Source organism: Olsenella sp. kh2p3 (assembly GCA_900119625.1).
In the GTDB taxonomy this organism is placed as follows: domain Bacteria; phylum Actinomycetota; class Coriobacteriia; order Coriobacteriales; family Atopobiaceae; genus Tractidigestivibacter.
On sequence record FPKD01000002.1, the window covers coordinates 200,272 to 213,880 of the forward strand.

General features: G+C 61.6%; 13 protein-coding genes and 1 pseudogene. All 14 read right to left on the reverse strand.

The annotated features are described in order from the left end of the window. Window positions 1-43: 43 nt before the first annotated feature. The gene (gene rpmA, locus BT122_RS04320) at window positions 44-292 is read right to left on the reverse strand and encodes a 50S ribosomal protein L27 (protein ID WP_059054493.1); all 249 of its coding nucleotides are present in this window, start codon (window positions 290-292) and stop codon (window positions 44-46) included. A gap of 40 nt (window positions 293-332) precedes the next feature. Then, complete coding sequence (gene rplU, locus BT122_RS04325; RefSeq protein ID WP_042089376.1) at window positions 333-644, reverse strand: 50S ribosomal protein L21; 312 nt, start codon at window positions 642-644, stop codon at window positions 333-335. Window positions 645-833: 189 nt separating this feature from the next. Then, window positions 834-1,541 carry a TIGR03936 family radical SAM-associated protein gene (locus BT122_RS04330; RefSeq protein WP_072354750.1) on the reverse strand — a complete coding sequence of 236 codons (708 nt, stop codon included), beginning with the start codon at window positions 1,539-1,541 and terminating at the stop codon, window positions 834-836. Further along, the gene (locus BT122_RS04335) at window positions 1,538-3,415 is read right to left on the reverse strand and encodes a TIGR03960 family B12-binding radical SAM protein (RefSeq protein WP_072354751.1); all 1,878 of its coding nucleotides are present in this window, start codon (window positions 3,413-3,415) and stop codon (window positions 1,538-1,540) included. Before BT122_RS04335 ends, BT122_RS04330 begins: the two co-directional genes overlap by 4 nt. Window positions 3,416-3,417: 2 nt before the next feature. Beyond that, window positions 3,418-4,422 carry a DUF697 domain-containing protein gene (locus BT122_RS04340; protein ID WP_072354752.1) on the reverse strand — a complete coding sequence of 335 codons (1,005 nt, stop codon included), beginning with the start codon at window positions 4,420-4,422 and terminating at the stop codon, window positions 3,418-3,420. 24 nt (window positions 4,423-4,446) lie between these two features. Further along, window positions 4,447-5,664, reverse strand: coding sequence for an FtsW/RodA/SpoVE family cell cycle protein (locus BT122_RS04345; RefSeq protein ID WP_083432302.1), 1,218 nt, complete (start codon window positions 5,662-5,664; stop codon window positions 4,447-4,449). A gap of 15 nt (window positions 5,665-5,679) precedes the next feature. Next, window positions 5,680-7,713, reverse strand: coding sequence for a penicillin-binding protein 2 (mrdA, locus tag BT122_RS04350; RefSeq protein WP_072354753.1), 2,034 nt, complete (start codon window positions 7,711-7,713; stop codon window positions 5,680-5,682). Window positions 7,714-7,722: 9 nt separating this feature from the next. Next, a complete protein-coding gene (gene mreD / locus BT122_RS04355) occupies window positions 7,723-8,286 on the reverse strand; it encodes a rod shape-determining protein MreD (RefSeq protein WP_072354754.1) in 564 nt (187 codons plus the stop codon). Window positions 8,287-8,296: 10 nt separating this feature from the next. Continuing rightward, window positions 8,297-9,367, reverse strand: a complete 1,071-nt coding sequence (mreC, locus tag BT122_RS04360; RefSeq protein ID WP_072354755.1) for a rod shape-determining protein MreC — start codon at window positions 9,365-9,367, stop codon at window positions 8,297-8,299. Between the two features lie 2 nt (window positions 9,368-9,369). Then, on the reverse strand, window positions 9,370-10,413 hold the full coding sequence (locus BT122_RS04365; RefSeq protein WP_032111833.1) for a rod shape-determining protein: 1,044 nt from the start codon (window positions 10,411-10,413) through the stop codon (window positions 9,370-9,372). 57 nt (window positions 10,414-10,470) lie between these two features. Next, window positions 10,471-11,829, reverse strand: coding sequence for a tetratricopeptide repeat protein (locus BT122_RS04370; protein ID WP_072354756.1), 1,359 nt, complete (start codon window positions 11,827-11,829; stop codon window positions 10,471-10,473). A 33-nt stretch (window positions 11,830-11,862) separates the two neighbouring features. Further along, window positions 11,863-12,357, reverse strand: a complete 495-nt coding sequence (locus tag BT122_RS04375) for a peptidylprolyl isomerase (protein ID WP_059054510.1) — start codon at window positions 12,355-12,357, stop codon at window positions 11,863-11,865. A 131-nt stretch (window positions 12,358-12,488) separates the two neighbouring features. Continuing rightward, complete coding sequence (locus BT122_RS04380; protein WP_059054512.1) at window positions 12,489-13,313, reverse strand: hypothetical protein; 825 nt, start codon at window positions 13,311-13,313, stop codon at window positions 12,489-12,491. Between the two features lie 39 nt (window positions 13,314-13,352). Then, window positions 13,353-13,523 (reverse strand): annotated as a pseudogene (locus BT122_RS11250) (zinc-ribbon domain-containing protein); the annotation flags it as partial. Window positions 13,524-13,609 lie beyond the last annotated feature (86 nt).

The window sequence follows — 13,609 nt, forward strand, 5'->3', positions numbered from 1 at the left end:
CCCCGCCGAAGCAGGGCCCACCTAAAACATATGACGCACGCCGTTACTCGGTAACGACGTTGACGACGTGCTTCGTGCCCTTCTTGAACTGCACGACGCCGTCAGCGAGTGCGAACAGGGTGTCATCCTTGCCGCGGCCAACGTTCTCGCCGGGGGTGATGTGAGTGCCACGCTGACGAACGATGATCTGGCCGGTCTTGATGGCCTGACCGCCGTAAATCTTCACGCCAAGACGCTGCGCGTGGGAGTCGCGGCCGTTGCGAGACGAGCCGAGGCCTTTCTTGTGTGCCATAGTGCTACCTGCCTATCTGAAGTGGACGGAGTGAGTGAGGCTACGCGGTGGGGAGCTCGGAAATCCTCAGCTTGGTGAGGTTCTGGCGGTGACCCTTGGTGCGGTGGTAGCGCTTACGCTTCTTGAACTTGAAGACGAGGACCTTCTCGCCCTTGTGCTGGTCGACAACCTCGGCGGTGACCTTCTTGTCCTCGAGGGCGGCAGGGTCAACGATGGTCTTCTCGCCGTCGTTCAGGAGGAGAACGTCGAGCTGGACCGAATCGCCAGGCTGCGCGTCGAGCTTCTCGACGTCGAGGACGTCGCCCTTGGCAACCTTATACTGCTTGCCACCAGTTGCTACGATTGCGTACATGTGTGTAACCCTTCATTGCTGGCGTGAGTGCAACAGTAAGTAATCTTACTAGCCGCACGGAAAACCGTCAACGAAAAATCGTCTTGACCTGCGGTGCCGCAAGGGAAACTGAATCGGGTGGCCGAGGCCTGACGCTTTTCCGCACAACCTTGATAAGTCTAGCCTGCTAGAAGCCTAAGGTGAGACCCGCTACATTGGCTCCACAAGACTCCCATCTTCATCCTCGTGCCACTGGGCGACCCTGCACACAGAAAGCGCCGGCATGGCAAGTCCCTCCTCCCGAGCGGCAGCGGCGATGAGAATTGCCGGCCTGAGGGAGCCCTCCTCGGTGGAGCGGCAGTCGAGGAGAAAGCCGTTGCCACTGGGGCGCATCTCGCAAGAGACAAGCGTGCGCCCAAGGTCCACGTGCTTTTCCTTCTCGCCGCGTAGGTACGTGAGGCTTCCCTTTGCGCGCAACGAATCGATGCCCCGGGAGAGAGCCTCCACGCTGGTTTCGTCGATCACGTTAACGCTCCAGGTGGAAAAAGTAAGCCACGCCTCGAGAGCGGGCAGGCCGTAGGGGACATAGTCCGCTGCCATTGGTGCCAAAAGCGTTGGGCTCGACGCGGCAAGCCGTTCGAGCGCTGCCTTGGGGTCCATCTCCTCTGTGAGGAAGAGGTCGAAGTACTCCCCCATCGAAGCAGCGCCCACGGGGAGGGCCTGCGAGAACTGCAGGCGCATGCGCCGTGCGAAGCCGTTGCCAACCGCAAAGGGGAGCTGCGAGCGACGCACGCTGCGGTTGATGGTGTTGATGACCTCGAGGTGCCCCAGGTGCGCGAGCCTGCCGTCCTTGCGGTAGCGCACGCGAAGCCGGTACTGGTTGAGCTTGCTGTTGGTGATGGCGGCGGTGTTGATCATGCGCGCTCACCCCAAACCACGTTGTCCACACCAAGCGTGGGGCACACACCACAGCCCACGCAGGAGTCGCGCGTGCAATCCGGCGTGGTGACCCCTTGGGCGGCACGTCGCCACTCTCGCTGGAGGAAGCCCTTGGAGACGCCGGGCGAGGTGTGGTCCCACGGGAGCCTCGCGTCAAGCGGGAAGCCCTCGGAGGCAATAGAGGGCAGGTCGTAGCCAAGCTCTTTCGCAGCGGCCTCCCAAGCGTCGTAGTTAAACTCGCTAGTCCACGCGTCAAAACGGCAGCCACGGCGCCAGGCGGCAAGCACCAGGTCAAAGCCGGCGCGTCCCATCTTGGAGAGAGCTCCCTCCACGAGCGAGGTCCTGGGGTCATGATAGGAGATCTTCACGTCACGGTCGGTATTGGCACCCAGAAGCAGATAGGCACGACGCTCGACCTCCCCTACCTCGAGCTGACCCGCCCACTGGAAGGGCGTATACGCCTTGGGCACAAAGACGGCAACTGATGCCGAGACCTGCACCTTGCTCTTCTTGCCACGCCCAACGACCTCGCGGCCAATCTCGAGCACGCGGTGCGTGGCAGCGGGAATCGCCAGGATGTCATCGTCGGTCTCGGTGGGAAGCCCCATCATGAAGTACAGCTTGACGCGGCGCCAGCCGTGCTCGAAGGCGTTTCTCGCCGCGCGCTCGAGGTCCTCCTCGGTCACGTTCTTGTTGATGACGTCACGCAGGCGCTGGGTGCCAGCCTCGGGCGCAAAGGTGAGGCCGCCGCGCTTGGAGCCAGAAGCGGCATTTGCCATGTCAACGCCAAAAGAGTCAAGGCGCTGAGAGGGAATTGAGACGCGGATACCACGACCAGAGAGGCGCTCGTCCAGCTGGTTGAGCATGGGAGCGCACTGCGAGTGGTCTGTGGTCGAGAGGGACGTAAGAGAGAGCTCGTCGTAGCCCGTCTCGGCAAGGCCCTGCTCGCTTGCCTTGACAACCTGCTCCATGGGACGCTCACGCACAGGGCGGTACGTCATGCCCGCCTGGCAGAAGCGGCAGCCCCGGGCGCAGCCACGCAGCACCTCGATGGCAAGGCGGTCCTGGACGATGCTCATGTAGGGCACAATATGCTCTGCGCAGGCCGGAGTGGACGCAAAGTCTGCAACGCAGCGCTTGAGCACAACCTCCGGCGCGCCGGTACCGGCCTTGGGCACGGCATAGCCCCAGCGCGTCGAGGTGTCATCAACAACCACGTCGTAGAGTGACGGAACGTAGACGCCTTGGATGCGTGAGAGGGCGAGAAGGATGTCCGCTCGAGATGCCCCGACCGCGCGGGCGTCACGCACGCAGGCAGCCATCTCGACGATGGCTTCCTCGCCGTCACCAAGGAGAATGGCATCGAACATGGGGGCAAGCGGCTCCGCGTTCCACACGGAGGGACCGCCGGCGATGACAATCGCATCGTCTTCGGCACGCTCTGCCGCACGAACGGGGATGCCGGCAAGGTCAAGCGTCTCAACGATGTTCGTGGCCACAAGCTCATGGGCAAGGGTAAAGCCCACAAGGTCGAACGAGGCAACGGGAGCGGCGGACTCAAGCGCAAGGAGCGGCACATGGCGCTCACGCATGAGGTCTGCCATGTCATGCCACGGAAGGTAGCAGCGCTCGCACGAGATGCCTTCGGCGGCGTTAAGGGCATCGTAGAGAATCGAAATGCCAAGGTTAGGCTGGCCAACCTCATACGCATCTGGATAGATGAGGCAGGCGTGGAAAGGACCGGGCTGGTCTTCGACGGCACCCCACTCGTGGTCAAGGTAGCGCGAGGGCTTCTCGACAAGCGGAAGCAGCGGCTCAATGAGCCTAAAGAGGTCCTCTCGGGCTAGTCGCACTGCTACTCACCCCTACCCACGGAACCGTCGGGGCAAAGAACCACATACGAGGGAGCGGCTGTGCGAGGTGGACGCACGCGGTGAGAATCCCTCTTCTTACCAGCGTGGTCGCCAGCCTTTTTGGGGAGCTCGAGGTGACGGGCCGGGGCCTGGCGGGAGATCTCCTCGCCGTGGGGGCGAAGCGAGCCGTCCTCGAAGTCAAAGCGAACCTGGAGAGCACGGGCCGTCGCAACGGTTCCGGCATAGCCTATGGCACCCTTGAAGGCCCATCCAAGCCCGGGGACAAGTCGAGAGACAGCACGGGCGAGTGCTCGGTAGCCAAAGCCGGCGCCCACCACGCCCGCAAGCTCGAGGGCACGCGAGGGGTCAAGACCACGCCCGTAGGCAACGGCGATGTCGAGGGCGAGCTTTGCCTGGTTTGCCGTCATGACGGCCATGTCAGAGCCAGGAATGAGCGTAACGGCACCAACGGCGGCGTTCTCCATTGCACAACGCCTCACCAGGGCATCGACCTCGGCCGGCCGGCAGAAGGGGAAGTTAGCGGCAAGAGCCAGGCCCTTGTCGGTTGCTCCCACAAGCCAGGTGCCAAGACGCGGGACAAGCGCGAGTGCATCGGCGCAGGCCAGAACTTCAAGAAACGGCGCCGCCTCCTCCGGGAGCTCAACGTCGGGAACCTCAACCGCCGACTCGGCGACAAGGGCTACCGGCACGCCACGGCGGGCGGCATCGCGGGCAAGCGCGGCCTCAACGTCAACCTGGCCACCGCAGACTACGATGACGGCGTCAGGTGCAACGTCATCCTGCGCCGGCGCGTCAACGGGCCTAACGTCTACGATTCCGGAAGCCTCACGGGCGACAAGCGCCTCCTTGACGGCGAGGACAAGTCCGCGAGGCGCATCGGAAGAAATGCGCACCCAGAGGCGCACCGTTTGAGAGCCGCCCTCGCGGGCGTCCTTGCCCGCTCCAGCAACCTCGAGGATCTTTCCCCATGGAATCTTGCGCGACATAATCCTCCTTACGACAGGCCGCCGCTAGGCGGACTTCTGCCGGTGTCTCCATACAGACTGTACCATCCCCACAGCCATGAGCTGCGCAATCATCGACGTGGCACCATAGCTAATGAAGGGCAGCGGAATACCCGTGATAGGCATGATGCCCATGCACATGCCAACTTCCTCAAGCACCTGGAACGTCCACATGGCCGCGCACCCCACGCACACAAGCTTGCCAAACATAGACTCGCAACGCATGGCAAGCAATATGGTCGAGAGGATCATCCACGCAAAGAGCCCCAGCAGGACGACGCCACCCACAAACCCAAACTCCTCGGCGAGAAGCGCAAAGACGAAGTCGGTCTGCGCCTCGGGGAGAAAGCCGTTGCCCGCCTGCGTGGCACCGCCAATCCCCTTGCCAAGAAGCCCGCCAGAGCCCACGGCGATCTTTGCCTGTTGGAGGTTGTACCCGTTGTTTGTTGGGTCAACAGATGGATCTACAAAGACGATGAGGCGGTTAAGCTGATACGTCTTCAAAAGGTGCGGGAAGCCATCGAGCATTGACGTCACTATGATTGCCGTGGCGCCGGCAACAATGAGCGCAATGGTCACAAGCACCCAGCTCCGCTTGGCTCCTGCACAGATAATGATGGTTGCGCCAAAGACAAGAAGAACAAGACCGGTGCCAAGGTCCGGCTGAAGAAGAATAAGGCCGAATGGAATGAGAAGGATGGCACACAGGCGCACGTAGTCGCGAAGCGACTCGATCTTTCCGTTGTACTGAGCACCAAGCGCGGCCATGAGGTAGATGACCACGAGCTTGGCAAGCTCAGATGGCTGGAACGTGATGCCTATTCCAGGAATCTTGACCCAGCCCGTGATGCCCTTCGCCGAGTAGCTAAGGCCAGGAATCTTGGGTGCGATCATGAGGATGCACGCGATGATGAGCAGCGTCCGCGTCATCCCCTGAAGGTTGCGGTAGTCGTAGCGCCAAACAAGGACAGCGCCCACAAGTCCCATGGCAATGCCCAAAAGATGCCGGGGAAAGTTTGCCTCGGGTATGGTGAGCGATGCAGACCAGATGACGACCACGCCATAGACAACGAGCAGGAGCGCGGGTATGAGCTGGGACAAGTACAGGCCGCCCAAGCTCTTGCCAAGGCGCCCCGACCGAGAGGAAGAGGCCCTTGATGAGCCCTTGTTGAGGTGGTTGCTCGCAGAGTTGAGAAGCCCCTGTCGCCTTGCCATGTTGGCCATGAGCCTTCCTCCTCCCTATCGGTCGACGTTCGACGAATCGAGCGATTGGTCATCTGGCTGCCCATAGATGGCGCCGATGATGTCGCGAACCACATACATTGCCGAGGTGGCTCCGGAAAGGACGCTGTCAACGTTGGCACCAACAACATACTGTGGGTTTTCTGCTGGTACAAAGGCCATGAACCAACCTACCGGCTCGCCAACCGACGTCTGCTCCGCCGTGCCCGTCTTGCCGCAGACGGCCACGTCCAGGTTTGTCCAGTGGGTAGCCTGCGTTGCTGACTCCTTGTAAATGACACCCGAAAGGCCCTGGTCCACGATATCCAAGTTAGCCGAGTCCTCATCCGCGTTGATGATGACCTCGGGGCTGTAGTCAATTACCGATCCAGTACCAGTTGCGCTCTTGACGCTCTTAAGCACATGCGGCTTGTAGATGGGCCCACGGTTAGCGATGCCCGCATAGGCGTCGACCATCTGCATGCAGGTGACAAGCAGGTCTCCCTGGCCAATGGCAAGGTTGCAGTTATCGCCACCCTGCCAGGTGCGCTGCTCGTCGGTGGCACTAGACCAATAGTTCCACTTCCAGTCTGCGTCGGGGACGCGCCCCTCAACCTCGCTGGGGAGGTCGATGCCGGTGATCGAGCCAAGCCCAAACTTCTTGAAGGTCTCCTGCATACCATCGGGGTTGTTCTGGTCGTAGAAAAAGCCCTTGCCAATCTCGTAGAAGACAACGTCGCAGGAGTAGGTGATGCCCGTGACAAGGTTCATCTCCCCGTGACCCGAGGTCCACCAGCACTTCATGCCGTAGGCCTCGCCAAAGCCCGTCCACCAACCTGTGCAGTACCAGGAGGAACTGGCCGTGGCTATGCCGTAACTCAGCGCGGCAAGCGTGGTGAGCGCCTTGATGATGGAACCCGAGGGGTACTGGCCGGCAATGGCGCGGTTCATGAGCGGATAGTGTGCATTCTCGGACGACAGCGATTCCCAGTCGCTCGTAGAGATACCGCCGACAAAGATGCTCGGATTGTACGTAGGGTAGCTCGCCATGGCGATGACCTCGCCGTTTGTGCAGTCGATGGCAACGGCGCAGGCACCGGTTGCGGAGTAGCCAATCTGCTGCTGGTACTCCACGACCTTGACGATGGACTCCTCCGCTGCCTTCTGTACGTTAATGTCGAGCGTGAGCACCACGTCAGAGCCGCTCCTGGGCTCAACGTACGTGGAGTAGTCAAGGACGTTCCCGTCGGCATCAACGTAGACGGTCTGCTCGCCCGCAACCCCCTGAAGAACGCTCTCGTACTGGAGCTCGACGCCCGCCTGGCCCACCGTATCACCCGAGCTATAGTGAACGGCTCCCTCATCAGAGGAATCGGTTGAGTTGAGCTGGTCGGAGGTTACCGTTCCCGTATAGCCAACAACATGTGCCGCAAGCGAGCCATACGGATAAGAGCGCTGCGTGCGCTGCGCGACAGAGACGCCAGAGAAAACCGTGGGGTGCTCCCCCAGAAAGGCCACCACGCGACGGGACACGTCAACGGCAACAGAGCGCAGGTTCTGGGCACCGGCAGAGGAGTCCTCAACCTTGCGCTTTACGGCCAACGCCGGCATGCCGATGAGGTTTCCTATGAGCGTGACCTCGATGTCATCGTTGGCAACGTCTGCCTCGGCAAGCACCGTGAGGCTCGAACGGTTAGTGACTATCTCGTTGCCGTTGCGGTCCAGAATTCTGCCGCGAGGCGCTGGCACCGCGACGGTACGTGTTCGGTTGGACTCCGCCTGCTGCGTGTACTCGCCGGACGAGAGAAGCTGCATCGACCAGAGCTTGGCGAGAAGAACCGCAAAGATTCCGCCTGAGACGGCTGCCTGCCCCACAAGACGACCCTGCATGGTTGTCTCGGCAGACGTATCCGAGCCGCCCGATGCCTTCGGGCCGTTCCCGCCGATATCAAACTTGAAGTTTGTCTCCGACCGCCCAAAGACGAGAAAAACGGCAACGAGTGCCGCCGCAACTGCGACGCAGACGATGATGATTATGACCGTAAAGCTCATGGCGCGTCCCTAAAGACCCCTGGTGCTGAGGTGGGAGCCGCCACCACGGTGCCTTCCGCCCATGGAAAGGCTCGGCCCGCCTCCAGTGGAGCGCGAGTAGAACCAGGCAAACGGCAGAAAGGCAATGATGGTGAGAAGCGCCGTGGGAAGCGTGCGCAAGACAAGTACGTCGAGCAAGGAAGAGGACTGCCCAACCACAAGCATGGCAAAGTGGTAGATGAGCGACACCACAAGCGTGGCAACAGAGAACTCTGCAACGGTGGCGCCAAACTCACCCGCCATGCGGTTTCTGCCCTCCTGGCCCATGAGGTAGGCTGCAGCGGCACAGCAGCCGGCCATGAGACCAACAGGCCCCGTGGTTGAAAGGTCAAAGAAGAGGCCAGCAAAGAAGCCCGCAAGGACTCCCCTTCTGCCGCCAACGTTAAAGGCAACGCAGGCGGTGAAGATAAGGGCGAAGTTCGCGCGCCCGTTGCCAATGCCTATGTTGGGGGCAAGCGCAAGCTGGCAGACAGCGCACACAATGGCAAGGATGAGGGTGCCCCGACGGTCTCTGTTTTTGTCAGCAACCTGCATGGCGACCCCCCTAGTTTCCTGTAGCGGCGGTTGACGATGTGGTGGATGTCGAGGTAGATGACGTGCCTGAGGTAGTCGTACTCGAGCTTGAGCTCGATCCGCTCGAGTCCGAATTGCTGGTGCTCGAGGAGTCCGCACTCGAGGTGTCCGAATTGCTCGTGGTGCTCGACGAGGTCTCCTGCGCGTCCGCAGCCGCAACGTCCTCTGAGGTTGCAACCTGGGAATCGGTGAGCGAGGTGATGACGAGAACCTCCTCGGCGTTCTCGGTATGTGCGTACGGCTCAACCACAATGGTGTAGTACATCGAGCCTGGGTTCTTCTCGACACTTGTGACCTTGCCAAGCGGGAGGCCCTTGGGGAAAACGCCGCCAAGGCCGCTTGTGACCACGATGTCGCCCACCTCGACGGTCTGGTCGGTGCGAATCATGTCGAGACGAACCTCACCAGCCGCAGAGCCATTGAGCATGCCCTGCGCCCTGCTCGACTGGACCATAGCGGAGATGCTCGAGGACTCGTCGGTCACAAGAAGAACAGTGGATGACGTTGCACCACACTCGACAATCTGCCCAATTACGCCAGAAGAGGAGGTCACCGCCATGCCCACGGAGAGCCCTGATGTTGTGCCCTTGTCAATGGTGACCGTCGATGACCAAGAGTCGCTCGAACCGGAGATGATGTGGGCAGCCGTTGACTGAAGGTCATAGGTGTTCTGGAGGTCGAGAAGCCCCTGTAGGCGCGTAGCCGTCTGCTCCGCCTCTTCGAGCTCGGCGTTCCTGCTGCGAAGCTGGTCGTTCTCGGCCTCAAGCTCGGAGAGCGTAGCCTGGTCAGCGGTAAGGTTGGAGAAGATGTTGCCCAGGCCTTGGAAGGGCAGCGAGATGGCAGACCCAACGAGCCTCACGGGCGTGGTTAGGGTCTGGAAGGCGCCACGAACAGCCCCCAGAGGACCAGAGTCACCCGTGCGGACCCCCACCGTGAAGAGCACGATCGAGATGATGAGGCACACGACAAGCTCGCGCCCGCCCGTGCCTTGGTTGTTGTTCCCAAGCCCCGAGGATGGGGCCCTGTTGCTTCCGAGCGGCACGCCTACTGTCCCGTACTCTGGACAAAGCCACCGGAGAGCGCGTTGGCCTCAAGGACCTTGGCGCAGCCGGTAACGACGTTTTCGAGAGCCGTAGGACTCACGTTCACGGGAACGCCAGTCTCTTCGCGAAGACGCTGGTCAAGACCGCGGAGAAGGCCACCGCCGCCAGTGAGAAGAATGCCATAGAACATGAGGTCCGAGGCAAGATCGGGCGGCGTCACGTCAAGCGCATCCTTGACGGCCTTGGTGACCTCGTCGAGCGGGCGATCCAGGGCGCGGCGGATCTCTTCGCTCTCAATGCGGACCGTCTTGGGAAGGCCGCTCATGACGTCTCTACCGTTGACCTCAACGTCAAGCTCCTCCGCAAGCGGGGCTGCCGAGCCAACCTTGATCTTGATGTCTTCGGCAGTGCGCTCGCCGATGGAGAGGTTGTATGCGTCACGCACGTGCTCGAGGATGGTTTGGTCAAACTCGTCACCCGCAGTGCGGATGGACTGAGAGACAACTATGCCTCCCATTGAGATGACGGCGACCTCGGTGGTGCCGCCACCAATGTCGACAACCATCGAGCCGGTTGGGTCCTCGATGGGCAGGTCTGCGCCAATGGCGGCAGCCATGGGCTCCTCGATGAGGTATGCCTGGCGTGCGCCAGCCTGGATTGTCGCCTCAAATACCGCGCGCTTTTCGACGGAGGTAACGCCTGACGGGACGCACACAACCACCCGAGGACGAGGAGACCACGGGTAGCGACGCTCACGGGCCTTCTCGATGAAGTACCGAAGCATGACTTCGGTAACGTCGAAGTCGGCAATGACGCCGTCCTTGAGAGGCCTCTCGGCGATGATGGACCCAGGCGTACGACCAATCATGCGCTTGGCGTCGGCGCCAACGGCAAGGACGCGACTCTCGCTCTTGTCGATGGCGACGACCGAGGGCTCGTTGATGACGATGCCCTGGCCACGCACGGCCACGAGCGTATTGGCAGTGCCCAGGTCGATAGCCAGGTCGCCGCCATATTCGCCGAACAGTGAGTCGAAGATCGACATAGCTTCCTTATCCCGTCTGCGCACCCGAGAGGCGCGCACGTTGCATGGTGCGAGTTACTAGCCCTGCGAGGCAGTCCCCGTGGTGGTAGTGGTCGTGGTTGCCGTAGAGGTCGATGTGGTGCCGTCCGTCGATGAGGTGGTAGCCACGTCGCTCGTCACGTTGGTCACCTTCCAGGATATGCCATCGCGCACGAGAGCGATGGTGTAGGTCTGGGTGTCACCAGTGGGAAGCGCAGCCGTAACCGTCACCGTTGACTCGGTCATGCTCCGCTCAACCTGGGTTGACTTGATGGAGGCGCCAGAGGGAACGGTGGCCTCGATGGTCTCGGCCTCGGAGGCGGGCACAGAGGCGGACAGGAAGCTGCCCAGATCTTGCCCAGAGGTCTTGGCGTCGAAGAGCTGCTCCACCACGGTCTCCTGCGTAGGCCAACCATACCCACGGTAGTAGGCATAGCCAGCAGCGCCAAGCGCCACCACAAGGATAATGAGGATGGTGATGAAGACCTTGAGGCCGCGATGGTTGTGCTTGCGGCGAATCTTACGCTCCTTCTTGTCCTGCTCGACAAGGTCCTCCTCGGACACGGAGAAGAAGCCCGTGTCGTCCGCCGAGGGCATGAGCTCGCCAGATGCGCCGGTGGGATCGAGCGGATCGTAGCCACCGCCATAGCCGGCCGCTGCAAGGAGCGCATCGGTGTCGGAGGGGCGCTGCTTGCCGGCAATGGCAGCCATCGCTTTGCGGGCGGCATCGTAGGACGCCTGTGCCTCGGGCGAGAGCACCAGCGTGCCGTCCGCAGTAGCGTGATCGAATGCGTCAACTGCCTCGGACATGCGGTTGGCGGCCACATAGGCCAGGCCGAGGTCGCAGTAGACCTGGTTCTGGCTCTGAAGAGGTGCCGAGAAGTCAAGGGCGGTGCGGTAGGCCTCGACTGCGTCAACCGGACGTCCAAGCTGCATGAAGCAGCCGCCAAGATCGCACAGGGCAGAAGACGGATTGGGGTTGGACTCGTCGATTGCTGCATTCCTGTACGCAATGCCCGCGTTGCGAGGGTCACCAAGGCGCTCGTAGGCGGTGCCTAGCGCCATGTGGGCCTTGTACGGAGTTGCGTAGGAAGTGTCAGCAAGGGCCTGCGTGAGAGCGGTAACCGCCTCTGCGGGATGGCCAGCGGCGAGAAGGGCGCGCCCACGGTTGCAAGAGAGCGGCCCCACCTTGCCATAGGAGGTGTCACGCAGGGCGCTCTCGTATGCAGCAGCGGCAGCTTCATACTGGCCGAGCTTCATGTAGGAGTTCCCCACAAGGTGGTCGACGGGACCAGAGACCTCGCCAGGATTCTTAGCCTGGGAGAGCCTGTCAACCGCAGTGAGCCAGTCCCCCTGCTGATAGGCGGCTTTGCCCGCCTCGTATGCCTGTTGATTCACGTGAGACCCCCTCGCTTAGGCACCGACGAAACGCTACGCGCGGTGCTCGATCGTAATCGAGTTGATGACGTCACCCTTGCGCAGGGCGGCGATGGTGTCGAGGCCCTCGATGGTCTGCCCGAACACGGTGTAGCCCTTGTCCAGGAAGTGCTGCGGGCCAAGGCAGAAGTAGAACTGGGACCCCGCGGAGTTGGGGTCGGAGGCACGTGCCATGGCAAGCGCCCCATCCTCATGGCTATTGTGCGGGTTGGTGGTGTACTCCTCGTGGATGCAGTACCCGGGACCACCTGTGCCGTTGCCAGCAGGGTCTCCTCCCTGGATCACAAAGCCGGGCTCGTAGCGGTGGAACGTGAGTCCATTGTAGAAGCCCTTTTCGGCAAGCTCGCAGAAGTTGGCAACGTGGATGGGCGCGCCCTCGCCGTCAAGCCGCACCACGATGGTGCCCTTGCTGGTGTCGAACACCGCTACCTCATCGCCCTGTACCTTATACGAGGGAGTGTAGAGCGGTTTAGAACCAAAGAGACCCATGTCCCCTCCAAAGTGTCAAGCGCACGACGCCCCTGCGATGCTGGCAGAGTCGTGGCAATCATCTATCCATACGATAGTACCAGCAAGCGGCCGCCTGCACGCAATCGTCAGACTGGCCGCTTGCCCCTTGCCTACTGTTCGACGGGCTTCCACGCGTCGTAGTTCTCCTCGAAGAGCGTCTTGTAGTTGTCGGTTCCCGAGGAGTAGCCAATCTTCTTGAGTGGTGCCAGAATCTTCTCCTCTGTTGCCATCGTAACCGAGGAGTCCCACGCCTCGCAGATTGCGTCGGAACGGTTGCGCAGCCAGTTCCCCAAGGTTGTCAGGTTGGCAATATCGTTGGCATACGTGCCGTCGCCATCGTTGAGCGATGCAATGTCATCGATGAGGTTTGAGATGTCGATGGCGGTCTGCTCTGCCGTGGACTGACCGTCCTGGCGCTCGGCAGCGGTACCGCTGACGCCTGTTGACGTCAGATCCGACACGCTCTGGTCAAGCTGGTCTGCATAGGTGCCCAGCTTGTTGTAATCGTCGAGAATTGCCTGGTAAGCGGTGGAGCTACTCGAGTCTGAGCCATCCGTGGAGGAGTCGCTCGAGGTATCTGTTGCAGAAGATGACCCGTCCTGGCCGGTAAGTGCCGAAAGATAGCCTGGGTAGCCTGCCATCGACGTATCCGCGTCGGTCTGCGAGTGGGTGATGTAGAGGTTGGGATCCCACGGATGCGTGATCCAGAGGGCCATGCCACCTGCAAGGGCAATGGCGGCCGCCGCAGCTACCATGAGCACACGCGTGCGTGGCATGCGATCGTGGCGCACCGTAGCAGACTCCGGACCAGGCTCCGAAGGTATGGCGCTCTCGATACGCGGCATGGCTCGCGTGGCATCCGCACCGCCCTCGTCGGCATCTGCGCCCTCCGCGTCTCCGGGTCCCTCGATGGTTGGGATGGCAAGATCTCTCACGGCGTGGCCGCTCCTCGAGCGAGCCGGCGCGCCGACAGGAGCGCCGCACTTAGGACACGAGTGAGCGTCTGGTGGAACTAGGGCTCCACAAGAAGGACACCACGCCACCTTGGTGACAGGAATCCGCTGCGTAAGGCCAAGATCATAGTGACAGGCGGGGCAGGCAGCGGTGCCAGCAGGCACCTCCGCACCACAATTTGGACATCTCATGCAAATCCCTCCCGTCTGACTCTTACCCAGCCGAGCAAACCCAGGCGCACATTCTCGCCGTTCCGTCGTTCGCGCACAATACCGTC

Bases quoted from the DNA above. Each gene is read 5' to 3' on its own strand.
- BT122_RS04340 (WP_072354752.1), bottom strand. From the start codon at position 4,422: ATGTCGCGCAAGATTCCATGGGGAAAGATCCTCGAGGTTGCTGGAGCG.
- mreD (WP_072354754.1), bottom strand. From the start codon at position 8,286: ATGCAGGTTGCTGACAAAAACAGAGACCGTCGGGGCACCCTCATCCTT.
- BT122_RS04330 (WP_072354750.1), bottom strand. From the start codon at position 1,541: ATGATCAACACCGCCGCCATCACCAACAGCAAGCTCAACCAGTACCGG.
- BT122_RS04345 (WP_083432302.1), bottom strand. From the start codon at position 5,664: ATGGCCAACATGGCAAGGCGACAGGGGCTTCTCAACTCTGCGAGCAAC.
- rplU (WP_042089376.1), bottom strand. From the start codon at position 644: ATGTACGCAATCGTAGCAACTGGTGGCAAGCAGTATAAGGTTGCCAAG.
- BT122_RS04375 (WP_059054510.1), bottom strand. From the start codon at position 12,357: ATGGGTCTCTTTGGTTCTAAACCGCTCTACACTCCCTCGTATAAGGTA.
- BT122_RS04365 (WP_032111833.1), bottom strand. From the start codon at position 10,413: ATGTCGATCTTCGACTCACTGTTCGGCGAATATGGCGGCGACCTGGCT.
- mrdA (WP_072354753.1), bottom strand. From the start codon at position 7,713: ATGAGCTTTACGGTCATAATCATCATCGTCTGCGTCGCAGTTGCGGCG.
- rpmA (WP_059054493.1), bottom strand. From the start codon at position 292: ATGGCACACAAGAAAGGCCTCGGCTCGTCTCGCAACGGCCGCGACTCC.